We start from the raw sequence: 25,387 nt of genomic DNA, 5'->3' as shown, positions 1-25,387 counted from the left end.
TTTCACATATTTTTTATAAGTAAATTAAAAAGTGTCCCATTATAATATACGAGACACCTCTTTTTATTCTGCAAATAGCGCCTGAAATTCTTCAATAAATAGCTGCACAGCGATTGAAGAATCCCTTAATGAAGGAACAGCTAAAGCAATTTCTCTCCATACTTGCGGTTCCAATTCTCTCGTTTGCACATTCTGTGGTAAATTCGTTAAAGATAATTCAGCTAATATTGCAATGCCTAATCCTTCTTGAATCATATTTAAAGCTGTCGTAACTGTCGAAATTACATACTCAGCCCGAAGTGGTACGTTTGCTTGTTTAAACATATCGATAATGGGTGGTTCGTATCCGCCCTTACATAATATGATCGGTTCATTCTCCAAATCACGAATTGTAATAGCATCCTTCTTGCAAAGAGGATGATCCTCTCTTAAAATAACAACCATTTTCCCCTTCGTTAATGGAACAATCTCCATCTCTTTATTAGGTAAAATAACAATCCCTATATCAACAACCCTCGATACTAACCAATCTTCAACTTCTTTAATCGTTCCTTCACAAAGAACGACTTCTAAGTTCGGGTACTTCTCCTTAAAATGGTTTATCATTTTCGGTAAGAAATGTGCAGAAGCACTCGGAAAACTCCCAATTCGAATCGTCCCCACTTCGTGTCCTTTCTCCATCGCAACTTCTTGTTCAATCTTCTCTACACCGTTCAAAATCTCTCTAATATGTACAAGAATTCTGTTTCCTACATCCGTAACGAGTAATCCTTGTCGTTTATCACGTATAAGAATCGTAACTCCTAACTCTGACTCAATACTTGAAATCGCATGACTTACTGCTGGCTGCGTCATATTTAACACCCGAGCAGCCTTCGTAAAACTACCTAACTCAACAGTTTTTATTAATACTTGTAGTTGTGTAATGGTCATAACTAATCGCTTATACTCCTCATAAAAAAGATTCATTTTATTTATTACAGTCGATATCATATCATAGTGAAATGAATAACATCAAGGAGGTCTTACAGTGACACAGCTTTCTCGAACTAAGACGGCCATCATCCTTACCTTTCTCGTTTTCATGTGGGGAATCAATTGGCCTTTATCTAAGTTTGCCCTGCATTATACACCACCCGTTTTATTTGCAGGCGTTCGAACTTTAATTGGAGGATTCATTTTACTCCTGTTCGCATTACCGAAATACAAAGAGTTACACTTAAAAGAAACTTGGCATTTATACGTTATTTCTTCTTTACTTAATATCATTATATTTTACGGATTACAAACTGTCGGCCTTCAATATATGCCCGCTGGTCTATTTTCCGCCATCGTATTTCTACAACCCGTTTTACTTGGTATTTTCTCGTGGATATGGCTTGAAGAATCAATGTACGGTTTAAAAATTTTCGGGCTTATACTCGGATTTATTGGCGTAGGTGTTATTAGCTCAAGCAGTTTAACTGGACATATTTCTATTATCGGGATTCTTCTCGCGATAGGATGCGCTATTGGCTGGGCACTTGGAACCGTATTTATTAAGAAGACTGGGCATCGCGTTAATTCCATTTGGATGGTAACACTGCAACTTATTATTGGCGGACTTTGCTTAATTGGATTTGGATCAGAGTTTGAAAGGTGGTCTAGTATCGCTTGGAGTATGCCGTTTGTTAGTGTACTACTCTTTATTTCATTCTTTGTTATTGCAATGGGGTGGCTTGCATACTTCACACTCGTTGGAGCTGGTGAAGCAAGTAAAGTTGGGGCTTATACATTTCTCATTCCTCTAATCGCTATTATTGTAAGTTCAATTTTCTTACATGAAGCCATTACTATTAGCTTATTCATCGGACTATTATTTATTGTAGTGAGTATTTGTTTCGTAAATATAAAGCCGAAAACACTTGCTGTAAGGCAGCAGGTTGAAGTGAAATAAATTGACATAAGAAGGAGCCTACTGATTGTAGGCTCCTTCTTATCGTTTCATGAGTAAAGGTACTTAGAATTTTAACAAACCGAATTTTTTTATTGTATGATGATAATTAAGTAGTAAAAATATTATCTCTAGTACAGATGGATGAATTTGCAATTCCAATTATAAGGGGGAGTTATATGGTTTTACATTATAACGAATTTGGAGATACAAACTCTCCACTTATGGTTTTTATTCATGGGGGTGGAGTCAGTGGATGGATGTGGGACAAACAAATTAAACATTTTACTAACTTTCACTGCCTTGTTCCTGATTTACCTGCGCAAGGAAAAAACAGAAGTAAAGAGCATTTCTCAATAAACTTTAGTGCTGAAAAAATCATAGAACTAATTGAAGAAAAAGGACAAAATAAAACTGTTATAGTAATTGGGTTTTCATTAGGTGCTCAAGTGTTAATTACGATGCTTAGCATGAAACCCAACTTAATCCAATATGCCATGATAAATAGTGCTTTAGTCAAACCCATTCCTTTTGCTAGCAAATTTATAAAATCTATCGCGTTAACCTACCCTCTTATAAAGAGTAGGACGTTTTCGAAAATACAAGCCAAATCAATGTACATAGATAAAGAATACTTTGACCACTATTATTATGATAGTTGTCAAATAAGTAAAAATACCTTCATAAGGATACTAGAAGAAAACATGTCGTTTACAATACCAAAAAACTTTGAGAATGCTAATAGTAATATATTAGTAACTGTTGGAGAAAACGAAAAAAGAATAATGAAAGACTCGTTGACTAAAATCCTTGAAAGTAATCCCCATTGCACAGGTGTTATTATTTCTAAAATTGGTCATGGAATTTCTTTAGCGAACCCTAAGCTATTTAATACTTTAATTGAAAACTGGCTAGAACATGATTCCTTGCCAGAAGACGTAATGACCATCAATTGATTTCCATGAATCAATCCTTTTTGTTATATAGTGACTATAACAATATTGCTATGCTCATTTTACTAATCCCTAATATTAATAAAAAGGTTTCATTATTTTCAATGAGACCTTTCAATATTACTTAATTACTTATTTTTTACGACGTACCATAAAAACACACGTACCTACCGAAGATACAATCGCCAAAATAGATAAAACAATTGCTATCAACTGCATATTACTAGTACCTTCATTCTTTTCTACATTAGATACTTCACCATGTTCTCCTGTTAATGACGTACCTTTTGCAATTGTAGTAAGTGAATGCGGTTTTTCAGCTTTCTCATCGCCTGTCCATTCAACAATTTCTCCGTCTTTATATTGTTGATATGCATCCCAAGCTATTTTTTGTTCTTTATCCGGATTTTTAGCGACGAAAGTAAATCGCTGGAACTGACCGGGTAAAATCCCTTCTCCTATTGCTTCCCATACTACAGTTTTCACTTTTCCGGCATTATCTTTCTGCTCTTCCATTTTCCACCCTGGCACTGGTTCATACTGTTGGAATTCCACACCAGACGGTATTTTCAGTGTAACTTTTGTTGTTGCTATATTCTTTTCAACTGGTACTTTTATCGTGTAAGTCTCCCAAGAACCGATGTCAGAAGTTGCTGGCTTCACAGTAACGTGCGCACTAACAGGTAACGAAAACATTCCCATTGTAATTGCTGTTGCGATCATTGTTGTTCCTAATTTTTTTATACGTTCCATTTTCAATTAGCTCCTTTTTATCTATACCTACTCTTTATCCCGCTATTCGCCGGGTAGCCCAATTGATGAGGGCTCTTAAAGTTTCACTTTATCTGCCACCTACAATAAATTTATAATCCGTATCGAAGCTATCAAGCGATTTCGTTAATCCATGTACTTGTATATTCCAGTTTCCTGTCATGTTAATATACATACCTTCTGCTTCATATTCTCCCGGTGAAACTGCCGAAACTTTAAATGATCCTTTTCCCATATTCATATCTAACGATTGAGTCGTTAATATAATTTGTTCCATATCAGTAACGGGTTGTCCGTTCTCATCCTTTAAAGTAATATGGAATATATTTTGTCCTACTCTATTAGGACTTACATTTAGCGTCATTTCATATCCATTATCTAATTGTTTACTCTCTGTAAAAGGTCCAGTAGGAGGCATCGGTGGTGTTTGTACGTTTGTCATAAAAGCTACGATGACGAAAATGATAATTCCAATGATAAACTCTACTTTCACCGTAGCACCTAATCCTTGCTCCGCTCTCATTTTCCCTTTCACATAATGAATAATTCCCAATATCCCCATGAAAACGAATAAAAGTATCTTTGCTAGTAAAGCTAATCCATACTTCGTATCAAATAACGAGTGGATTGTTGGAATAAAAAATGTACTGTTAAAAAGACCTGTTATTAAAATCACAATGACAGCGCATGTTGCCCACGGTGAAAAACGCTTAATCATATCCCAATACATATTCCATTTGTTATCCTCTTTACGTAACAGAAGAATAATAGACGATAAACCACCAATCCATAATGAAGCTGCGAATAAATGTAAAAAATCCATAACAACAGCAATATCTTTAAACTTTAAACCATATGCGTGACTATTAAATGCTTTCATAACAAGTATTCCAATAAACAGCACTATTGGAATACTCCATACTTTAAAAGACGATAGCTTCTCACGCCTCATCGCAAAATACGTAACGATTATAAGCGAACTAATGAGAACCATTTGAGTAATCCAAACATAACTAAAAACAGAAAGCTGTAACGTTTCTTTTAATAGTAAAGGATTGAATGCTTCTAGCCATGAAACATCAGCATTTATTTTCGCTTGCAGTGGTAGATTGAATAACAAGCTAGTAAATATCCCTAATAAGGAAATCCATATTATGTTCTTACTCCTTGATCGAACCGAGGTTGCATTCCCTTTATACATAATAAGATTAAAGAATAGCACTCCTATAAATAGTGAGAAACTTGTATATAAAATTCCACGTTCCATGATCATATCAATTTGCGGAACATACCCCATCTCTTCCACTTGTACATCGTCTGTTTCCGCTTCCGCTAATCCAATACGGAATGGAATAACCCCTTGAATTGGATGTCCATCAGCTGAAATAGCTTTCCACTGAATAGAGTAGAGACCATTTTTGAGGTTTTCTTTTAATCCGGCTTCTAATAGTTTTTTATTTTTTTTATCAATATGAGCATCTTTTAAATCGACCCTTTTACCTGATGTATCTCTCACGTACAATGTATTAAAACGTGAAACTTGTATGTCCTCATCGAATTCGATTTTTACAACAGATGGTGCTTTCTTCAATGTTTCATTTTCAGTAGGGTTTGATTTCACAACGTACGCATGAGCAGATGCACTTTGCGGGATCAATATGATAAGCACACACACAAGTAATAACAATGTCCCTAACCTTTTCATTACTTTCACACTCATTTCACTTCTTTCTTCCTCATTGCTCTATTTTCATTACTTTAACTTCCAAAGTTTGATTCTGGGCAAAATATTAACCTGATTAAATATAAACTTCTAGAAAGTATAACTCTTTATTTCTCTTCCACCTCTAAACTTCCAATATAATAGTAACTATCATGATAGATACAACTTACATTTTTAAAGTCGATTGTTATTATATCATAAAATATATTTATGTAAGTTATCAAAGAAGAAAAGTTATCGTGAATCATTTGTGAAGAAAATGTGAAATACATAAATAAAAAGGTATTACGTTATTACGTAATACCTTCTTAAAAATATCTTTCTTCTACTTCTCTTCCGGATAATCACAATACTCTATAATTGTTCCCTCTGTATCCGCTGGGTTAAGATAGATTAATCTTCTGCCGTGTTTATTCATTCGAAGCGTATGCTCTAACGTTCGAATGTCTTGTTTTTTCAATTCCTCTAAAGCTACATCTAAATCATCTACTCGATATGCAACATGATGAACACCTTTACCTTTTTGTTTTATAAATCGGGCAATTGGTGAAGTGGTGTTATTTGTCGGCGCAAGCAATTCAATTCTATCTCCATCCACTTCAAGAATGGCTACTTCACTTTCAACACCAGGCGCTTCACTTACGTAACGATCTATTAAAGTTCCTGACAACACTTTTTCATAAAAACGTATCGTACTATCTATATCTCGAACTGCGATGCCGATATGATCAATTGTTTTTTTCATTTTATTTCCCCTACTACTTTATTTTCTTTCATTATTAATAGTAACAAAAAAAGCTATAGAAACAAGTTCTATAACTTTTTTTATTTAACCTATTTTCTTATCCGCTCTAGTTGCTGGTTGAACTTGGTTTTTTGCTTTCACAATGCTAATGACATACCCGATCAATCCGCCAATAAGTGCTGGTAAAATCCACCCTAGCCCAACTTCATGCATTGGAAGTATTTTAGTAAGAAAATCATTTACTACTGCTAACTTCATACCAGCTGCATTCAATCCATCGAACACACTTACAATAAATGTAATTAATAAGCTACCTTGATACACCTCTGCTCGTCCTTTAAACAATGGATGAAGGAGCGTTAGGAAAATTAAGACGATTGCTAATGGATAAATCGCGATTAATACAGGAACAGAAATTGCAATTAATTGCGTTAAACCTACGTTCGCAACAACTGCACTGAACACTGATAAGATGATTGCTATCTTTTTATACGAAACATTCGGGAATAGTTTATGGAAGAATGAAGAACACGCTGAAACAAGTCCTACACTAGTCGTTAAACATGCTGCTGTAACCATAATCCCTAATATAATTCCGCCGTATGACCCAAAATAATAGTTTGAAACTTTTGCTAATACTGCACCACCATTATCTAAATGACCAAGTTTTGCAACACTTGAAGCTCCCATAAATGAAAGTGCTGAATAGATCATTGCTAAAATAGATGCAGCAATCAATGTTGCTTTTGCACAAACAATCATAATGTCTTTTTTTGTTTTTGCGCCCTTTTCTTTAATCGCATTGATGATGATAATACCGAATACGAATGATGCCAACGTATCCATTGTTAAGTAACCTTCTTGGAATCCTTTAAAGAACGCATGTGATGTATATGCCTCTGCAGGTGCTTGCATTTCTCCCATTGGATGAATAAAAGCAAATACTACTAAAATCCCAATAAACGTTAATTTAATTGGCGTTAAGATTTTTCCTACAATATCGACAATTTTCGCGGGATTTAGCGAAAAAAAACAAGTAATGCTAAAGAATATAATTGTAAAAAGAATGAGTGCTGAAGAACCCATAGCTTCTGGTACAAAAGGCTTCATACCAATTTCATAAGAAACGCTGCCTGTTCTCGGAATAGCGAATAGTGGACCAATCGCTAAATATAAAACTGTCGTAAATACAATGCCGAACACTGGATGTACACGACTTGCTAACGATTGTAAATCTTCTTTACCTGAAATTCCAAATGCTAATACCCCTAGCAACGGTAAACCTACACCTGTTACTAAAAATCCTGCATTAGCAATCCAAACATTCTCTCCTGCCGATTGACCAAGCATTGCTGGGAATATTAAATTTCCTGCCCCGAAAAATAGTGCAAATAACATTAAACCAATAACAACTATGAACGAAAACGGTACTTTATTCGTCATAATATAACCTCCATTCAATATAACCTATGTCATTTCCAATTTTAACTAATTGAATTTTCTGAACATTTAACTTAAGTATCAACTATTCTTGAACTCATTATAGTTTGATATATAATATTTTGCAATACTATTTTCAAACTTTTCATTCATTTTATAAATATACATTTTTTAACATAGAAATAGACTAAAAAACCAACATGGTCATCCATGTTGGTTTTTCCATTTTTACTATCAATTAATTAAAATTTCGCCGCTACTTTCTTAACGTTCTCTAAACCTTCTTCAACAATTTGTTGTGAGCGATCTGGATATTGGTTGTGTCCTTCAATTACAACAGTTTCTGGATTTGTAATTCCCCAGAACCCAAGTACAGTTGTTACGTAATTAACTGCCATTTCCATAGGAGCCATTTGTTCTGAAGAGTAATCTGAACCACGAGCACCTAACACAACTACTTTTTTACCACCAGCTAAGCCTTCTGGACCATTAGCTGTATATTTAAACGTTTTTCCAGCTTGAGATAAATATGAAATATATGTGATTAATGGTGCTGGTACAGTAAAGTTCCATAATGGGAATGCAAATACAACTTTATCAGCTTCTAAAAACTGATTTAAATATTGATCTACTGTAGCAACTGCCTTCTCTTCTTCTGCTGTTAATTCCATACCTTGACTACGTTTGTATCCACCTGAAATAGCAATATTTCCGTAATAAGGAAGATCTAATGCAAATAAATCTAACTCTGTAATTTCTGTATTCGGATTTGCTTCTTTATAAGTACTTACAAATGTTTCATACATTTTTGAACTAACTGCTTGCTCCGCTGGGCGATCGTTTGCTTTTACAAATAATACTTTTGACATTGTTTTATTCTCCTCTACTTTTTGATTTTCTTCTTTTTTACCAAATAACGAGCTAAATAATCCCATTTTCTTCACCTAAACTTTCTTATCATATTCATTATTCAACATCATAAAAATTCTTATTCTAATAAAAAGTTCCAATTGATACCTTAAGGAAAGTTAATTAAAACTTTTTGTTATTTAATTACCTTATGTAAGTGATTGTAATATAGTCACTTACTTTAGTCAAGTAACTTTTAATAAAAAAATAAATCTCAAATTAAAAATATTTACTAAAATACAATTGAACACCAAATTACAGCCTTATTACTTGTATAATAAAATTAGAGAGGAAAATTCATATTTAGAAAGGATTCATTCATGAGCACGATAGAAAAGATTCAAACTTTTATTATTCTTTTTGCTGTTACATGCGGCATCATACTTGGACAATTTAATGTTATACATATGTATTCAGACAAATTTATTGTTCCCTTTTTATTTTTCATGCTATATGGATTATTCCTCAGCATCCCATTAAAAGAAATAAAAAATGGATTTCGCAATTTAAAATTTGCTGGAACAAGTCTTACTATTAACTTCTTATGGACACCTTTACTCGCTTGGGGATTAGGAGCACTATTTCTTTCAGATCACCCTGCGCTTTGGGTTGGATTTATTATGCTAATGGTTACTCCGTGTACAGATTGGTACTTAATCTTTACTGAAATAGCAAAAGGTAATGTAGCACTTTCTACAGCGATTTTACCAGTAAATTTAATTTTGCAAGTACTACTACTTCCCATTTATTTATTTTTATTCGCTGGTGTTATGAAGACTGTTGCGGTTTCTGTTTTAGTAGAAAGTATTGTTATCGTAATCGTCTTACCATTTTTACTTGCACACGCTACAAAATTCATTATGAATAAACTGAAAAAAGCTGAAACGCTCGAGAATAAACTCATTCCGTTTTTCAGCTCTGCCCAAATTGTATTTTTAAGTTTAGCAATCGTAGCGATGTTTGCATCACAAGGTAAATATTTACTACAAAATATGAATGTCGTTTTATTATTACTCATTCCTGTTCTATTGTTCTTCATCATTAATTTTGTACTAGGACAATTTATCGGGCACGTTATGCGTTTATCTTATAAAGATACAGTAAGTCTAAACTTAACAACGTTAGCAAGAAACTCACCTGTTGCTCTTGCTATTGCTGTGACTGCTTTCCCTGACGAGCCTCTTATTGCACTTGCACTCGTTATTGGACCGTTAATTGAACTGCCAGTACTTGCTTGTGTTTCACAAGTGTTGTTACTTATTAAGAAAAGACGGCAATATATATAATAAAAAACGTCCTATAGCAGGACGTTTTTTATTTTTGAAAAATCTCATACAACACTTATTTCTTATTTATCATTACAAATGAAATAACCGAAACTAGAAACGTAATAATACCAATTATAATAAATACAATAGAAGCTGAAATTGACTCTAAGGAATATCCCGTTATTGCAATTCCAACCGGGGTTGATACTAATAATAACGAATTTAAAAAACCAAAAAATCTTCCTTGCACTTCATTTGGAATTAACTTTCTATACAACACTCCAAAATATATATTACTTACCCCAAATGCAATTCCTGACAGAAAATAATAAACTGAAAATAATACCGGATTTAACGTCGTACCCATTGCAGCATTAAAAACCCCCATAATAGCTGTAAATATAAAAGCAGTCGTAATCGTTTTATATGTACGAATCTTTTTCGTAATAAATGCTCCTATTAAAATCCCTATCGGTGATGCCGCAAAAACTATACTATACCATCCCGTAGAAAGGTCCATTTCTCTAACAACTATTACTTGTAGCGAAAGCATACACGCCGCTCCAAGTAAATTAATAAGCGCAGCGCTCATAAGCAATGTTTTCAATGATTGATTACTATTAAATATGGAGAAACCCTCTTTAAAGTCTTCGTAAAAAGGCTTTTTCTTTTCTACTTTTAATTCACGTGGAAATTTAATTTTCATTAAAATTAAAAATGATATAAAAAATGTAATTGCATCTAACAAAAATACTCCATGAAAATTAAAAATACTAATTAAAAAGCTAGCCATTAAAGGAATAGCTACCGATATGGTTTGTATTGATATTTGCCTCAGCGTAATCGCCTGTTGAACATGCTTTTCTTCCACATATGTTACTAATGCTGCATTTGAAGCCGGAGTAAATAAAGCACTCCCAATTGAGCGTATTATAAGTAAAATTAGTAACGGAATGTATAGCATTTTATTATAAAATGCTATAACTGCAATTAAAATCATGACGATACATCTCATAACATCCGCAATTATCATAAGCTTTCTTCTCGACATTCGATCTGCTAACGTTCCTGTTACAGGTGCAAATAAAATCGCCGTCGTCGCAATTGCAACGTTTACTCCAGAAACAAGTAATGGAGAGTTCGTTAATTTCATTACCCATAACGGTAAAACGAGCGTAACCATAGAATTACCTATTAAAGAAATGCAACTTGCTAAGAAAAAATACGAAAAAATTTTATTGCTCCAAATACTTGTGCTATTCTCTTTTAAATCCTCAATTTCATTATTCACTGCATCCTCCATTTTCCTCTTGTATATTTTCTTTAATTCTTCCTCACCACCTTTCAAAACCTCTATTTAAATGAGAAAAAACCTTCTTCAAAATAAGAAGAAGGTTTACTTATAACCGCATCTTATCTATTAGGAATTTTAGATCCTACAGGATTTAGCACCTTTATATCACATAAGGTTGCTGAGGCTTCGAAGGGCCAGTCCCTCCACCTCTCTTAATAAGAAGTTTTTATTTAATTATCTAAATTCATTATATTTTACATCAAAATAATTTCAATATGTTTTTTTATACAGTTAAAAGAAGATGACATCTATCATCTTCTTTTAACAATTTTGTCGTTACGTTAACAAGACCTTTCTAATTAAAAATGATAGGAAACGTAAATATAACGAAAGCTGCCCAAAGTCCGTAAATTGGTAAATACTTCGTAACGGCATCTTGGATAGCTGTCGGTCCTGATTTGCTTTGCAAGAACCGCATATAGGAAGACATAATCCAAATTAAATTTGCCCAGATCAGTATGTTTACCCCTAAAACAGCAAGTCTATTAGGTGTAATCCCGTAAGAAGAAAGTCTGAATACAATGGCTGATAAAGCGACAGTGTCAATAATAAGCGCCAGAACAATTAAGGCAAAATTTATATAATCTGAAATGTTCTTTTTCTCATCCGAATCACTCTCAACGATAGAAAATATGGTAACGGCCAACACGCCAAGGAGTATTCCGTTGAAGGCCATTAAGAAATTGCGGTCCAAGAAAGGATTTTTCCCGACCCATATAACCGTTATAAGATAGATTAGCAACGTAATCAAGACAAGTGGACTAAAAATTTTAGATATGTATGGTGTAATATTTTTAGCAAGTTTAAGATTCAATGATACTAAGTATGCAGCCACTACAGCGAGAGCGGCAGCTCCAAATAAAACAACATTACTAAAATAGAACTCTCCTATATCCAAGTCAACAAAACTAAATAATCGCATGGTGAATACTGCTAGTATCATTCCACTCACTGCCATGCTCGCGTAGAGAAGACCATATTCTAAATTAAATTTAATATAAGCTAATCTTGTATTACCTTTTGAATATTCATTTCCTGTAAATGCAAGTCCTACCAAGATCCATAAAAATATAGGAAGATGTAAATAAGCAAGGATAATACTGTCTTTATAATTTAATGGCAACATATTAAGATACAACCCGGCAATTAGGAACAACGCTGCAAGGAAATAAATAATACTTTTTTTCGGGGTATTATTGTAAACAAAATAAGCAGCGATAAAGGGAATTACACCAAAAGCCAGGTTAATTGGAGCAATTGCTTCCTGCTCGACAAAGTGGAAAATGATCCTGGTGCTTATGCCGGCCAGAATAGCTAAAAGGCCCATGAATAAGAAACCTTTTTGAAACAAAGATGTTTTTTCTTTATTTACTTTCTCCTTGAAATGCAACCTTTCATACCAAGCACCTAGAACTTGAGAATCAGGGTTTTGGTCCCATGCTTGTGAGAATGCTTTTTTAAAAGCTTTCGGATCTTTTCTATACATCTTCTCCAACTCATGGGGGTTATCCATATTTTTAACAATCAAATTGTTAATGTTCATAGTTATACCTCCTCTAATTTTAAAAATAAGGTTGTTACCTTTTAACAAAAGCACCTCACTCATTTATTATGATTTTGATTTTAATACAAGTTTTATCGTTTTACAATAAAAAATTATTATTTAAAGATTTTTTTTTATCGTTAAATTTTATATAAAAGAAAAACAAAAGAGCATGACAGTTTTATGTCATGCTCTTTTAACAAATTAATTCTCAAATACAAAATTAATCTTATTATCTTTCCACTCTAATTTCGCATCAAATGTTTTCTCGCCCTTTTTAAAGCCTTTAATTAAATCGGTTTTCTCACCTTTTAAGAGCTTTGTCATATTCTTTTGCGAAATTGTTTTACTTAATATCTTCTTCGAGATGGTAAAGTCACATTGTGTCGTGTTGTAATTAGAACAGCCGTAAAACGTTGACTTATCAATTACATCGCCATCACATTTTTTACAGCTACCAACCTTTTTACCTGTTGTAAATTTCGATCCTTTTCGCTCAATCGATTCAACATGTAATCCAGTGAAATCCCACTTCTCAGACATTTCAACCGCATCTTCAATAATTTTAGCTGATAATTTTTTCGTTTGTTCCATAAAAGTTGCTGGTGATGCTGTACCTTCCCCAATTTCCGCAAGACGTTGCTCCCATTTTGCGGTCATTTCTGGTGAAGCTAGTATTTTGTCACCGATTGCGGTAATTAATACTTTCCCTTTATCGGTCGCATACACTTGGTTCTTCTTCACATCTATATATTTACGGTCTTTTAGCATCGTAATAATACCTGCACGGGTCGCTTCTGTACCTAAACCTTCTGTTTTCTTTAATACTTTCTCAAGCTCTTCATTCTCTAAATACTTACCAGCTGTTTTCATTAACGTAATAAGTTGTCCTTCTGTATAACGCTTCGGTGGTTGTGTTTTTCCCTCTTTCACTTTCACCTTTACAACTTTTCCTTCTTCACCTTCAGCTACAATTGGAAGAATGGTTTCGTCATCTTTATCGTCTTGGAAAATAACTTTACGCCATCCTTCTTGAATTTGCTGTTTTCCTTTTGAAATGAATTCAGCACGTTCATCTACAAGCGTTACAATTGTTGTATAGTCAAAGATTGCAACTTCATAATGAGCTGCAATAAGCCTTCTTACGATCATATCGTAAATTTTCTTTTCATCACCTGATAATCTGCTTGGGTTTGTAACTTGCTCTGTCGGAATAATGGCGTAGTGATCTGTTACTTTCTTTTCATTCACATAACGCTTATTATTCATAATCGATTCAACCGGAGCTGGTAATAAACCTTTATATTCATCAAACTGACTTAACTTCTGTAAAATATCAGGGAATGTTGCCGCTTCACCTTGTGTAACATAGTTGGAATCCGAACGAGGATAAGAAACAATCCCTTTTTGATATAGTGCTTGCGTTATATCAAGCGTCTTTTTCGGTGAAAACTTAAAGGCTTTATTTGCCGTTGCTTGCAGTGATGATAAGTTAAATAAAAGCGGCGGCTGAAATTCTTTACGCTCCGTTTTCATTTCCTTCACTACTGCCGTTTTACCTTGGCAAAATGCCGCAATTTTATTCGCCATATCAGGGTCTTTTAAGCGGGATTCACTATCCTTCTCCCATTTCCCCTCATACTTCTTTCCTTCTATATTAAAGGTTGCGAACACTTCCCAGAACGGCTCTGACTTAAAGTTTTCTATTTCCTTTTCACGCTTTACGATTAACGCGAGTGTCGGTGTTTGTACACGACCAGCTGAAAATACATCATTCATTCCTTTTTTCTTTAGCAAAATACTAAACACACGCGATGCATTCATACCAACAACCCAGTCAGCACAAGATCTTGTGTATGCTTCGTAATACGTATTAATCGTGTCTGATTCATCAAGCAAGTTTTTAAATCCTTGGTAAATAGCTTGCTTCGTTAAAGAGGAAATCCAAAGACGCTTCATTGGCTTTTGCACGTTGCAAAGGTTAATAATATTTCGTACAATCAATTCCCCTTCACGCCCAGCATCGCCCGCGTGAATAATTTCTGTTACCTGTGGATTATGTAACAGCTGTTTCACAACGTTAAATTGCTTATACTTCGACTTTGTTACTTCAAATTGAAAACGCTCTGGAATCATCGGTAACGTATCAAGTGACCATTTTTTCCACTCTGCGTGATAATGTTCTGGATTACATAACTGCGTCAAATGACCAATTGCCCATGTACAGTACGCTCCATTTGGAAATAACTCATTCGCTTCTACTTCTAAATATCCATCTTTCCGGCGATATTTAAATTGTGAAACAAGAGCCAAACCTTGATCTGGTTTCTCGGCAATAATTAATTTCATTTTATAACTCCCTATCTGTATTCCACTGTTACTTTCATTGTCTATCTGTTTAGAAGCGATGATAAAACAACAATCTTATTTATCATTCGCGGGTTGTCCCGAGTAATGGGATAACTATAATATTATACGCTTATTCTTTATTGCTTCACAATAGAAACTCATTATATAACACTTTCTTTCACATGTTCACACGTAAAAAAATCAAACGCCACCTTGCTTTCATTTATGAAATTGTGCAGATAATATGCAGATATAAATAAGCATAAGTACTCTCTATATGAACATATGATGAAGTGAATGATAGGACAGGGAGGTATCATGATGTTTGCTTATACATTAACTGCCTTAATGCTTTGCTGTATCTCAATTATTATTACATCATATATTTCGAAACGTAGTGGTACCCTAATGGAGTATATGGTATTTATTATGTCTTTTAGTATGAGTATCGGTTTAAGTATAGGTTTTTATTTAGGTATTCTATTTAAAGGAGAATTGCTATATTCTACTTTGCTTGCGATTTTAATTAGTGGTTGTATCGGCTTTTTAGTTGGTCTACGTTTTCATCTATATACTGCTTTAGAAGGAATGTTCTCTGGGGTAATGGCAAGTATGATGGGGGCAATGATTACAGAAATGCTAAATGCGCAACAAGCTCATAGTATACTGTTTATCAGCCTTTTATTTACTATAACGATTACTATGTCATTTATAATTCAAATTTTATCAGAAAGGTTTTCTACTGTGATCCAACGATGCTTTTTGTTATTGCTTTCAATTAGTGTTGTAATTATTGTTTCGGTATTCATAACATTCCCCGATTTTACTCCTTCAACTTCACACGAGTATAAACAACATATGCACTAACACTTAAAACAAAATTATTAAATCAGAAACCTTAGAAGAAGCGATACTTTTAGGTATGCAAGAGGATTTCTCTGTAACGAATGTATTAGCAGTTCTCCTATTTATTAGGGCTTTATTTCTTAAGAAACAATAACACTGTGATTATTAAATTAGAAAAAGGTAGCCAAAATCCTCTTCACAAAAAAACGTATGATTGTGTATAATAAGAACTAATGTTCCTTTCGGGGATTCACTAAACCTAAATTACACTTATATATCAAATAGAAGAGGATTGATATACCATGAAAATTGATAGACCAAAAATTTCACCAGAGTTATCTTCAAAAAATTTTCAAGATATTTTTTATGAAGAAGATCCTACACTAGAAATGTGTGAAATTATCGATTCCACTTTCGAAAATGAATCTGTGGATAGAGTACGATTATATGATGCCGTGATAAAGAATTGTAAGTTCACGAATACAGACTTTAGCAATATTGATATTACAGATGTTTGTTTTGAAAACTGTGATTTATCAAATGTTAATTTAAGCAATTCTTCTGTTCACAGAGTTGAATTTAAAAACAGTAAATTAATCGGGGTTAATTTTGCAGAATCTAGCTTAGGAAATGTTAAATTTGAGAATTCTATTTTGAACTTAGCTGCATTTGGAAATTCTAAACTAGAAAAGATTGTATTTAATGAAACTTCATTAAATAGTGCAGATTTTTTTGACTGTAAACTAAAAAAAGTTGAATTCCAATTATGTAGCCTTGACGAAGCTAATTTTGACCAGACATCACTGAAGGGGATCGATATTAGCTCTTCTAATTTTAATACTCTGACAGTTTCAGTGAGCGATTTAAGGGGATGTAAAGTATCTACATATCAAGCTGTTCAGTTTGCGACTTTATTAGGATTAATAATTAAAGATTAGTATTTCGAAGATAAAAAGAACCCTATCCCGAATCATGGATTTTTTAATTGTCCACGATTCGAGATAAAGTTCAAATAAATTAATGATGACTTTCTTATTATTTAACTACAGCTTGTTTTCCTTTGACATGTTCATTATTTACACTCATAAACGCTTCAATCTCTTCAACTTCTCTAATGATATCTTTTGACAAGTTTTCGTATCCGTCTTTCGTTACAAGAATATCATCTTCAATACGAATTCCAATCGATTCTTCTTCAATATAAAGACCAGGTTCAATTGTAATAACCATGCCTTCTTCTAATACTCTATCTTTGTATGTCCCTACATCATGCGTATCTAAACCAAGGAAATGGCTGACACCATGATAATAATATTTTGATAACTCTTCATCTTCTTGAATTAAACCAACCGCTTTACACCCTTCTGCAAGTACTTTTTTAGCATGCTCATTTAATGCAGCGAACTTTAAGCCTGGCTTAATAATCTCTGTTGTTTCTTTCAATGCTTTTAATACGATATTATAAATTTGTTTTTGGCGACTAGAGAATGTTCCATTTGCTGGGAATGTATAACTAATATCAGCGTTATAGTAGTCTTTTTGAGCACCTAAATCTAGTAATACTAAATCACCATTTTGAATTTGCGCATCATTATCTTCATAATGAAGAACTGTAGCATTTTTCCCACTCGCCAAAATTGTATTGAACGCATGATGCTTAATGCCAGATGATTTCAGTGTAAAATCAAATTGAGCTTCTAATTCATACTCCATCATGTCTGCTTTTGCATGCTTAAGTACGTTGTAAATACCGTCTTTCGTTACAGCAATCGCTTCTTTCATAATTTCAATTTCTTCTTCTGTTTTAAACACTCGTAATTCACAAATATTTGGATATATATTACCAATTGTTACGTGGGGGTATTGTTCTCTTACATGTTTAGCAAACGCTAATGTTTTTGTCTCTGTACCATTCCACTCACGACGCTCTAAATCTAAAAATAGATGCTTCACATTTTCTGTGAAGAGTATATTTGACATTGTCTTTTCAAAACTATCTAAATATACAACTTTCTTTATACCAGAAATTTTCTCTGCTTCTTCTTTAGAAACTGTTTTACCGACCCATTTTTCCATTACTGGATCTGATTTTTCAATGAAAAGTGTCTCTTCTACACAATTCCCAAACTTTTTCAGCATAAAAATAACATTTGGTTCATCGATTCCTGTTACATAATAAAAATTCCGATTCGGCACAAACTTATAATGTGCATCCGCTGACATATGAGGTGCTTGACCAGCAAATAAAATTGTAATCGATTCATCTGGTAATGTGTTTACTAATCGTTCTCTATTTTGAGCAAAAAATGTTGATTTCATAATAATCCCCCTAGCGTTCTATGTATGATTAAAAAATAATTATCTAATCAATTCATTTTATTATTGTTACAATTTTTCGTCAATTTTTAACCTTTTTTGATGGTGTTGACATAATTAAAATTACACGTTACAATAACTATACATTAGTAAGCAACTAATGTAATTAAATTAAACTAGAGGTGAAACAAATGAAAAACATTTTATTCCGTATTAACGAATTATCAAAAAAAGAAAAAGCAACTGGATTAACAGTTGATGAAAAACAAGAACAACAAATGCTACGTCAAAACTATACACAAACATTTCGTGGAAGCTTAGATTCCATTTTATTAAACACAAAAATTGTTGATCAAAATGGTCTTAACGTAACACCAGCCGCATTACAAGATGCTCAAATACGTTTAAAATTAAGCAAATGAGTTCCGCGCAAAAGAATTTCAATAAAACATAAAAAGAGCTGGATTTCCTATTTAGAAATTCCAGCTCTTTTTATTGTTTTTTCTAATTTAGCATACGAGCGATACATAGCAATTCTCCACGATACAATCATTGCAAAAGCGAGTAAGAAAAACATTCCGCTTAACTCTGCCAAATCAATTGATTGGCTTAAATATGACTTTAATGCCACGCGTACAGCTAATAGGCCTACTAAAATAAATATGAATGCTTTTGACGGTTTCATAAATATATGTTCGCCTTTTATTTCGAACTTAGTTGTTTTAATAAGAAAAATAGAGAAAATAAGCCCTATACTAATTGCCTCGACTATTTCTAACGATGTTAATCGAAACTCTGGTAAAAAGTACATCATTGCGCCTGTACTCATAAAAATTGGCGGCAATATAATTTTCTTTTTCGTTACCGGTTTTTTCGCTGCTTTAAAGCGAAGAAACATGACACCAACAGCCATACAGACTGCAACAATACTTGATAAAAGCGCTATCATACTTTCCACTCCTATCTATTTAAATGACTTTTTGAGCAAAATCATAAATTAATAAGTAACTACAAGCACCATTATAGAATTTCTTCATTATATCCCTCCTGCTGTAAACTTTCCATATTCGCTGCAATCATTTTACGCAAAGTTTATGAACGGAATATGAACAAAATATTACATTCAATTTTCAAACAAAAAAGCCATTTTGCAATTAATATTGCAAAATGGCTTTTAACTTATTTTAAATCGTCATTTGTAAAAGCACCTGGAAGTAATTGCTCAACAGTCACTTCTTTTTCATCGCCTTTTACATTCGTTAGTAATACAGGCATTTTCGGATCACAGAATTCAGCAATTACTTGTCTACAAGCACCACACGGTGAAATCGGTCCGTCCGTTTCTCCTGTAATAACTAAGTAACTAAAGTCGCGCTCACCTTCTGATACTGCTTTAAAGATTGCTGTTCTTTCTGCACAGTTACATAAACCATAAGAAGCATTTTCTATATTACAACCAGTATAGATTTTACCTTCTTTCGTAACTAATGCTGCCCCAACAGGAAATTTTGAATACGGAATATATGCTTTTTCTAACATCTTATTTGCTTCTTCAATATATTTTTTCTTATCCATATTATTTCCCCCTCAAAGTAAGTGTAATTATGATTAGTCAGTAATAACTGTATGAACTAATTTAGGAGCGACTGCTGTTTCAGCGATAGAAATGTTCTCATAAATTTTAGCTTTTACATCTTCTACATTTTCGCGATTTGCATAAATCGTTACGAATGGCTCGCCTTCTTTTACTGCATCGCCCACTTTTTTACGTAACATTAATCCTACTGCTAAATCGATTTCATCTTCTTTTGTTGCACGACCAGCACCAAGTAGCATAGCTGCGATACCGATTTCATCAGCAACAATGTTAGAAATAACACCTGAAGTTTTAGCAGGTACATCAATTACATATTTCGCTTGTGGCATTTTTTCTGGATTGTCTACAATCGAGCTATCTCCACCTTGATTGCTTAAGAACTCTTTAAACTTCTCAGTTGCTTTTCCGTTCTTCATCACTTCAATTAACATTTCACGCGCTTCTTCTAATGTATTAGCTTTTTTCGCAAGTACAACCATCTGACTTCCTAATACGAGTACTAATTCTGTTAAATCTTCTGGACCTTCACCTTTTAATGTATCAATTGCTTCTTTCACTTCTAGAGCATTACCGATTGCAAATCCAAGCGGTTGTGACATGTCTGAAATAACAGCCATAGTTTGACGTCCTACATTATTTCCGATACGTACCATTGCATGTGCTAATTCTTTTGCATCTTCTTCTGTTTTCATAAACGCGCCAGCACCTGTTTTTACATCAAGTACGATTGCGTCAGCTCCAGCTGCAATTTTTTTACTCATAATTGAACTTGCAATTAGAGGAATTGAGTTAACAGTTCCTGTTACATCGCGTAATGCATAAATCTTTTTATCTGCAGGTGTTAAGTTTCCTGTTTGTCCGATAACAGCTACTTTGTCACGGTTTACAATATCAATGAACTGCTCTTTCGTAATTTCAACGTGGAATCCTTCTACTGCTTCTAATTTATCAATTGTTCCGCCCGTATGTCCTAAACCACGACCAGACATTTTTGCTACTGGTACATCTAAAGCAGCTACTAATGGCCCTAATACTAATGTTGTTGTATCACCAACACCACCAGTTGAATGTTTGTCTACTTTAATTCCTTCAATTGCAGATAAGTCGATTGTTTCTCCAGACTCCACCATTGCCATCGTTAAATCTGCACGTTCGCGATCTGTCATATCTTTAAAGAAGATTGCCATTGCAAGTGCACTTACTTGATAATCAGGTATACTTCCGTCTGTATAACCATTAATAAAGAATTTGATTTCTTCAGTTGTTAATTCTTTGCCGTCACGTTTTTTCGCAATAATATCTACCATTCTCATTACAATCACCATTCCTTTTTATATGATATGAATCTATTAAAATAATAAGCCTACGATTGTTGCTGATAAGAAGCTTACTAATGTTGCACCGAAAAGTAATTTCAAACCAAATCTTGCGACTACATTCCCTTGCTTTTCATTTAAGCTCTTAACTGCCCCTGCAATAATTCCAATTGAAGAGAAGTTTGCAAATGAAACTAAGAATACAGATATAATCGCTGTCGTTCTATCTGAGAAATTAAAGTTTCCTTGTGCTAAATCTGTCATAGCGACAAATTCATTTGATACTAATTTTGTTGCCATAATATTTCCAGCATTAACTGCTTCATGCCAAGGTACACCCATAATAAATGCAAATGGTGCAAATGCATAACCGAGAATTTCTTGGAATGAAATACCGATTACACCTTTAAATACTGCATTAATGAATGCGATAAGAGCAACGAAACCAATTAACATAGCTGCTACTGTAATCGCAACTTTAAATCCATCAATAATGTATTCCCCTAATACTTCAAAGAAAGTCTTTTTTTCTTCTTCTTGTACTTCTAACATATCTTCTTCATCAGTAACTTCATAAGGATTAATAATAGAAGCAATAATAAAGCCCCCGAATAAGTTAAGCACTAAAGCGGTTACAACATATTGGGGTTTTAATAACACCATATACGATCCAACGATAGACATGGAAACGGTAGACATTGCAGATGCACATAATGTGTACATTCTTTTCTCTGGCAATAATCCTAATTGTTTCTTAACTGAAATAAACACTTCAGATTGTCCTAAAATCGCAGAAGCAACAGCGTTATATGATTCTAGTTTCCCCATTCCATTTACTTTACTTAATGCTAGACCGATAGATTTCACAATAATAGGTAACACTTTAATATGTTGCAAAATACCGATTAAAGCTGATATAAATACGATTGGCATTAATACACTTAAAAAGAATGAAAACTCTTTTTGATTTACTAATCCACCAAATACGAAATTTACACCGTCAGCGGCATATTTTAATAGCTCTCCAAAACCATCTGCTATTCCGCTAATTAATATATTCCCTACACTTGTATTTAATAATAGAAACCCCAAAATGAATTGTAATATAACCATCGTTATGATTGGACGATATTTGACTTTCTTTCTATCATTACTAGCAAGCCAAGCGATACCTAAAATCAATACGAGGCCAAAAACACCGATTAAGTATTTCATAAGCCGTCTCCTCCCGCGTTCGTATCCGCTTACATTTCTTTCAATTGTTAAAGCAATAGATACACTTTACTTTGTGTATCTATTGCCCTTGACTTCACTAATGATTAGTAGTTATCTGTAGCACCTTTTGCATCATTTAATACGATTGCAACACTAGCACTTGCTCCAATACGAGAAGCTCCAGCAGCTACCATTTTGTCTGCATCTTCACGTGTACGAACACCACCAGATGCTTTTACACCAACGTTTGGTCCTACTGTTTTACGCATTAATGCGATATCTTCAGCAGTTGCTCCGCCAGTTGAGAATCCAGTTGAAGTTTTTACGAAGTCAGCACCAGCTTTTACTGATAATTCACAAGCGCGTACTTTCTCTTCATCTGTTAATAGACAAGTTTCAATGATTACTTTTACAAGAGCTTTTCCTTTTGCTGCTTGTACTACTTCATAAATGTCTTTTTCAACAAGTTCGTCGTCGCCATCTTTTAAAGCGCCTACGTTGATTACCATGTCAACTTCAGTTGCACCTTTTGCGATAGCATCTTTTGTTTCAAATGCTTTTGTTTCAGTCGTGCTTGCTCCTAATGGGAAACCGATTACAGTACAAACATCTACATCATGTCCAGCTAGTTCTTCAGCAGCTAGCTTTACCCATGTTGGGTTAATACAAACAGAAGCGAATTTATATTCCTTTGCTTCTTCGATTACTTTCATAACATCTTCTTTTGTAGCATTAGCTTTTAAAATTGTATGGTCAATTAACTTTGCAATATTCATTATCTTCACTCCTCATATCTTTTAACAACTTCATTCTAACTCTTAGTTGAACAAATGTAAATATACTTTTGAAATTTTGTTCATTCTTTTTAAAAAGGAATTTCCTTCTAGTAAATAAAGCGCATTCTAACTAAGAAATACTTCATATATAAATTCAAATTTTTTATATTAACAATGGTAGTATGTATCTCAATATCCATAATTATTTTAAAAAAGGCAATTTGTATTCAAAAATAATCCCATAATTCATACATAACAAAATAAAAGGCTTTCTCAAAATGAATATCTTGAGAAAGCCTTTTATTTCTAATCTTCTTTTTGATAATGTAACAATTCTTTCGCCGTATGCTGATCGATAATTAATACATTTGCATATCCGCCACGTAACGCACCATCAATTGCTTTTATTTTTCTATTACCACCTGCAACTAAAATAGAGCGTTTCTTTAATTTTAGTTCTTCTAACTCAATTCCGATGGTTCGCTTATTAATTTCTTCACTACTAATATTTCCGTCTCCATCAAAGAAACGTGAACAAATGTCACCGACCGATTGTTTTTTGAGTAAACTCGTTTCATCCTTATCGAAATAACCTAATCGGAATAATAGCGCTTCGTCTCGCACTGTTCCTACAGTGAAAATTGCAATATTCGCTTGTTTCCCCATTTCGATAATGTGATGAATATGTCGATCCTGCTCTACTAATTCTTTTGTCACTGCATTATCAAATATAACTGGAAGAGGTAGATTTCTTGGCGTCGTTTGAAAAGCATCTGCAAATAATGCAATGGTTTCATTTGCATATGTATTTACACTCGAATGGCTAATACCACCTTTTAGCTGGACAACTTCTACACCTTTTACATGTTGTGGTACGATTTTTCTAGCGATTTCATACATCGTCATTCCCCAGCTTACACCAACGATATCACCGTTTTTAACCGTCTTTTCCATATACTCAGCTGCATATTTACTTATATACTCTGTAATCGTTGCATATTCTGGCACTGGGGAAAATACAACATGTGCTTCTAACAAGTTATATTTTTCTTTCAGTAAATTGCCGACATTATCTAAATCAGCAAATGGATCGGCTATACTAATTTGAACAAATCCTTTTTCTTTCGCGTACTTTAATAGTCTAGAAATTGTCGGTCTTGAAATATTTAATTTGTTAGCAATTTCTTGCTGACTATAATCTGATTGATAATATAATCTTGCAACTTCAACACTTAATTGTTGTTTATCTTTATCCATAGTAACTCAATACAAATCCTTTCCTGTATTTCCTTTTCGTTACAAGCATTATACAGCTTTATGCAAGAAATTTCGACTACTGAATTTTATATACCTGAACTTCTACTCCGCTTAGTATATACAATGAAATTTAATCAATGGGGAGTTTGTCCCTCCCCTACTGATTATCATCCCTCACAAATTAGGCGTTTACGGGCGACTTATCTCCCATAATGTAGAATCTTTTTATTAAGCAAACAGGTCGGATTATTAAGAAACTCATTTTTAAAACTCAAATTAGTATGTAAGTGTGAAATAGTATTAGAATAAATAAGAGAAATAACCACTATTGATTATTTCTCTTTTCATATACATATTTATTTTTGGAAAAATAATCTAACCCCAAATACTAATAATACTGCGCCCGTAATACCCTACATTATACGGTTCACTCGTTCTTTTCTTAAAAAAGTTCTTAATTGACGTATTAGCGAGATATAAAGCAAATACCATATTGCGGTCAAAGTCGTAAATGTGACTCCTAATAAAAGAAATTGGAGGAAATGATTTTGATTACTTACAATAAATTGAGGTAAAAAACTAAGGAAGAACACAGCAGTTTTTGGATTTAAAATTGCCGTAGTAAATCCTTGTCTAAAGCTTTTAATTGCCCCAATATTCTTAGAGTCCATTTCTATTGGACCTGACATATCTTCTTTTTTATGTAAGGCACTTTTAATTGACTTTACAGCTAAGTAAATTAAATAAAAAGCCCCAGCACATTTTATAAATGTAAATAACATAGCAAATTTCATTAGAATAGCAGAGAGTCCTAACGTAGCCATTATTGTATGAATCATCATTCCAGATATCGTTCCTAAAACTGTCTTTATCCCACCACTTTTACCATGCGAGATAGTATTTTTTGTAACTAGTGCAAAACCAGGACCAGGCATCATTATGATTAACATTGCTGTAAGGATAAATAATAGATAATTTTCCATGTTCTAGTATTTCCTTTCCAATTTTTAGTTTTGCTTACAGTATAGCTTTTTTCATTAAAACATTAAATATAAAAGACTTGATCAGAAATTTAT

The 25,387-nt window shown here is 33.5% G+C and carries 23 protein-coding genes and 1 riboswitch; of the genes, 6 read left to right on the top strand and 17 right to left on the bottom strand.

What is annotated here, in order from left to right:
• Positions 1-63 precede the first annotated feature (63 nt).
• Positions 64-933, bottom strand: a complete 870-nt coding sequence (locus PDQ40_RS02435) for a LysR family transcriptional regulator (RefSeq protein ID WP_000156779.1) — start codon at positions 931-933, stop codon at positions 64-66.
• A 97-nt stretch (positions 934-1,030) separates the two neighbouring features.
• On the opposite strand from PDQ40_RS02435, the gene PDQ40_RS02430 reads away from it, so the two are divergent.
• A complete protein-coding gene (locus tag PDQ40_RS02430) occupies positions 1,031-1,936 on the top strand; it encodes a DMT family transporter (protein WP_000192795.1) in 906 nt (301 codons plus the stop codon).
• Between the two features lie 176 nt (positions 1,937-2,112).
• Positions 2,113-2,889: an alpha/beta fold hydrolase gene (locus tag PDQ40_RS02425; protein ID WP_000242883.1), complete on the top strand. Its 777-nt coding sequence runs from the start codon at positions 2,113-2,115 to the stop codon at positions 2,887-2,889.
• 129 nt (positions 2,890-3,018) lie between these two features.
• Here the strand turns inward: PDQ40_RS02425 and PDQ40_RS02420 are convergent, their stop codons facing one another.
• From PDQ40_RS02420 to PDQ40_RS02400, 5 genes are all read right to left on the bottom strand, one after another.
• A complete protein-coding gene (locus PDQ40_RS02420) occupies positions 3,019-3,639 on the bottom strand; it encodes a YcnI family copper-binding membrane protein (protein ID WP_214328759.1) in 621 nt (206 codons plus the stop codon).
• Between the two features lie 88 nt (positions 3,640-3,727).
• Positions 3,728-5,377, bottom strand: a complete 1,650-nt coding sequence (locus PDQ40_RS02415; RefSeq protein WP_000114308.1) for a copper resistance CopC/CopD family protein — start codon at positions 5,375-5,377, stop codon at positions 3,728-3,730.
• A 328-nt stretch (positions 5,378-5,705) separates the two neighbouring features.
• The gene (locus PDQ40_RS02410) at positions 5,706-6,125 is read right to left on the bottom strand and encodes a VOC family protein (protein WP_000750841.1); all 420 of its coding nucleotides are present in this window, start codon (positions 6,123-6,125) and stop codon (positions 5,706-5,708) included.
• A gap of 84 nt (positions 6,126-6,209) precedes the next feature.
• Positions 6,210-7,568, bottom strand: a complete 1,359-nt coding sequence (brnQ, locus tag PDQ40_RS02405) for a branched-chain amino acid transport system II carrier protein (RefSeq protein ID WP_270691216.1) — start codon at positions 7,566-7,568, stop codon at positions 6,210-6,212.
• 239 nt (positions 7,569-7,807) lie between these two features.
• Positions 7,808-8,500: an FMN-dependent NADH-azoreductase gene (locus PDQ40_RS02400; protein WP_000522508.1), complete on the bottom strand. Its 693-nt coding sequence runs from the start codon at positions 8,498-8,500 to the stop codon at positions 7,808-7,810.
• 294 nt (positions 8,501-8,794) lie between these two features.
• Between PDQ40_RS02400 and PDQ40_RS02395 the strand changes: the two genes are divergently transcribed.
• Positions 8,795-9,760 (top strand): arsenic resistance protein, encoded by a 966-nt coding sequence (locus PDQ40_RS02395; protein ID WP_214328760.1) that lies wholly within the window; start codon positions 8,795-8,797, stop codon positions 9,758-9,760.
• Between the two features lie 55 nt (positions 9,761-9,815).
• Here the strand turns inward: PDQ40_RS02395 and PDQ40_RS02390 are convergent, their stop codons facing one another.
• The 3 genes from PDQ40_RS02390 to topB all read right to left on the bottom strand — a co-directional run bounded on the left by PDQ40_RS02390 (position 9,816) and on the right by topB (position 14,988).
• A complete protein-coding gene (locus PDQ40_RS02390; RefSeq protein ID WP_000389106.1) occupies positions 9,816-11,045 on the bottom strand; it encodes an MFS transporter in 1,230 nt (409 codons plus the stop codon).
• A 107-nt stretch (positions 11,046-11,152) separates the two neighbouring features.
• Positions 11,153-11,258, bottom strand: a riboswitch (SAM riboswitch).
• A 133-nt stretch (positions 11,259-11,391) separates the two neighbouring features.
• Entirely contained in the window at positions 11,392-12,639 is a 1,248-nt protein-coding gene (locus tag PDQ40_RS02385) for a DUF4153 domain-containing protein (protein ID WP_214328761.1), read from the bottom strand.
• A gap of 204 nt (positions 12,640-12,843) precedes the next feature.
• Positions 12,844-14,988, bottom strand: coding sequence for a DNA topoisomerase III (gene topB / locus PDQ40_RS02380; RefSeq protein WP_000766745.1), 2,145 nt, complete (start codon positions 14,986-14,988; stop codon positions 12,844-12,846).
• A 321-nt stretch (positions 14,989-15,309) separates the two neighbouring features.
• Here topB and PDQ40_RS02375 point away from each other — a divergent pair, with 321 nt between their 5' ends.
• Positions 15,310-15,855 (top strand): hypothetical protein, encoded by a 546-nt coding sequence (locus tag PDQ40_RS02375; protein ID WP_214328762.1) that lies wholly within the window; start codon positions 15,310-15,312, stop codon positions 15,853-15,855.
• Between the two features lie 281 nt (positions 15,856-16,136).
• The gene (locus PDQ40_RS02370; protein ID WP_000687263.1) at positions 16,137-16,772 is read left to right on the top strand and encodes a pentapeptide repeat-containing protein; all 636 of its coding nucleotides are present in this window, start codon (positions 16,137-16,139) and stop codon (positions 16,770-16,772) included.
• A 97-nt stretch (positions 16,773-16,869) separates the two neighbouring features.
• On the opposite strand, the gene PDQ40_RS02365 is transcribed toward PDQ40_RS02370, so the two are convergent.
• The gene (locus PDQ40_RS02365) at positions 16,870-18,153 is read right to left on the bottom strand and encodes an aminopeptidase P family protein (protein WP_000842991.1); all 1,284 of its coding nucleotides are present in this window, start codon (positions 18,151-18,153) and stop codon (positions 16,870-16,872) included.
• A 188-nt stretch (positions 18,154-18,341) separates the two neighbouring features.
• On the opposite strand from PDQ40_RS02365, the gene PDQ40_RS02360 reads away from it, so the two are divergent.
• On the top strand, positions 18,342-18,572 hold the full coding sequence (locus tag PDQ40_RS02360) for a DUF896 domain-containing protein (protein WP_000789783.1): 231 nt from the start codon (positions 18,342-18,344) through the stop codon (positions 18,570-18,572).
• A gap of 47 nt (positions 18,573-18,619) precedes the next feature.
• On the opposite strand, the gene PDQ40_RS02355 is transcribed toward PDQ40_RS02360, so the two are convergent.
• The 7 genes from PDQ40_RS02355 to PDQ40_RS02325 all read right to left on the bottom strand — a co-directional run bounded on the left by PDQ40_RS02355 (position 18,620) and on the right by PDQ40_RS02325 (position 25,294).
• Positions 18,620-19,099 carry a CcdC family protein gene (locus PDQ40_RS02355; RefSeq protein ID WP_000561056.1) on the bottom strand — a complete coding sequence of 160 codons (480 nt, stop codon included), beginning with the start codon at positions 19,097-19,099 and terminating at the stop codon, positions 18,620-18,622.
• 230 nt (positions 19,100-19,329) lie between these two features.
• A complete protein-coding gene (locus tag PDQ40_RS02350; protein ID WP_000358525.1) occupies positions 19,330-19,725 on the bottom strand; it encodes a cytidine deaminase in 396 nt (131 codons plus the stop codon).
• Positions 19,726-19,758: 33 nt separating this feature from the next.
• Positions 19,759-21,060, bottom strand: a complete 1,302-nt coding sequence (locus tag PDQ40_RS02345) for a pyrimidine-nucleoside phosphorylase (RefSeq protein ID WP_001983022.1) — start codon at positions 21,058-21,060, stop codon at positions 19,759-19,761.
• 36 nt (positions 21,061-21,096) lie between these two features.
• Positions 21,097-22,278 carry a NupC/NupG family nucleoside CNT transporter gene (locus PDQ40_RS02340; protein WP_000876184.1) on the bottom strand — a complete coding sequence of 394 codons (1,182 nt, stop codon included), beginning with the start codon at positions 22,276-22,278 and terminating at the stop codon, positions 21,097-21,099.
• Positions 22,279-22,382: 104 nt separating this feature from the next.
• Positions 22,383-23,054: a deoxyribose-phosphate aldolase gene (gene deoC / locus PDQ40_RS02335; RefSeq protein ID WP_001017431.1), complete on the bottom strand. Its 672-nt coding sequence runs from the start codon at positions 23,052-23,054 to the stop codon at positions 22,383-22,385.
• A gap of 306 nt (positions 23,055-23,360) precedes the next feature.
• The gene (locus PDQ40_RS02330) at positions 23,361-24,311 is read right to left on the bottom strand and encodes a sugar-binding transcriptional regulator (RefSeq protein WP_000356563.1); all 951 of its coding nucleotides are present in this window, start codon (positions 24,309-24,311) and stop codon (positions 23,361-23,363) included.
• Between the two features lie 413 nt (positions 24,312-24,724).
• On the bottom strand, positions 24,725-25,294 hold the full coding sequence (locus PDQ40_RS02325; protein ID WP_270691215.1) for a LysE family translocator: 570 nt from the start codon (positions 25,292-25,294) through the stop codon (positions 24,725-24,727).
• Between the last annotated feature and the right edge of the window lie 93 nt (positions 25,295-25,387).

The organism is Bacillus cereus group sp. Bc061 (genome assembly GCF_027715825.1).
In the GTDB taxonomy this organism is placed as follows: Bacteria; Bacillota; Bacilli; order Bacillales; family Bacillaceae_G; genus Bacillus_A; species Bacillus_A paranthracis.
The sequence above is the reverse complement of the archived record's forward strand: the minus strand, read 5'-3'. Positions and strand labels throughout refer to the sequence as shown.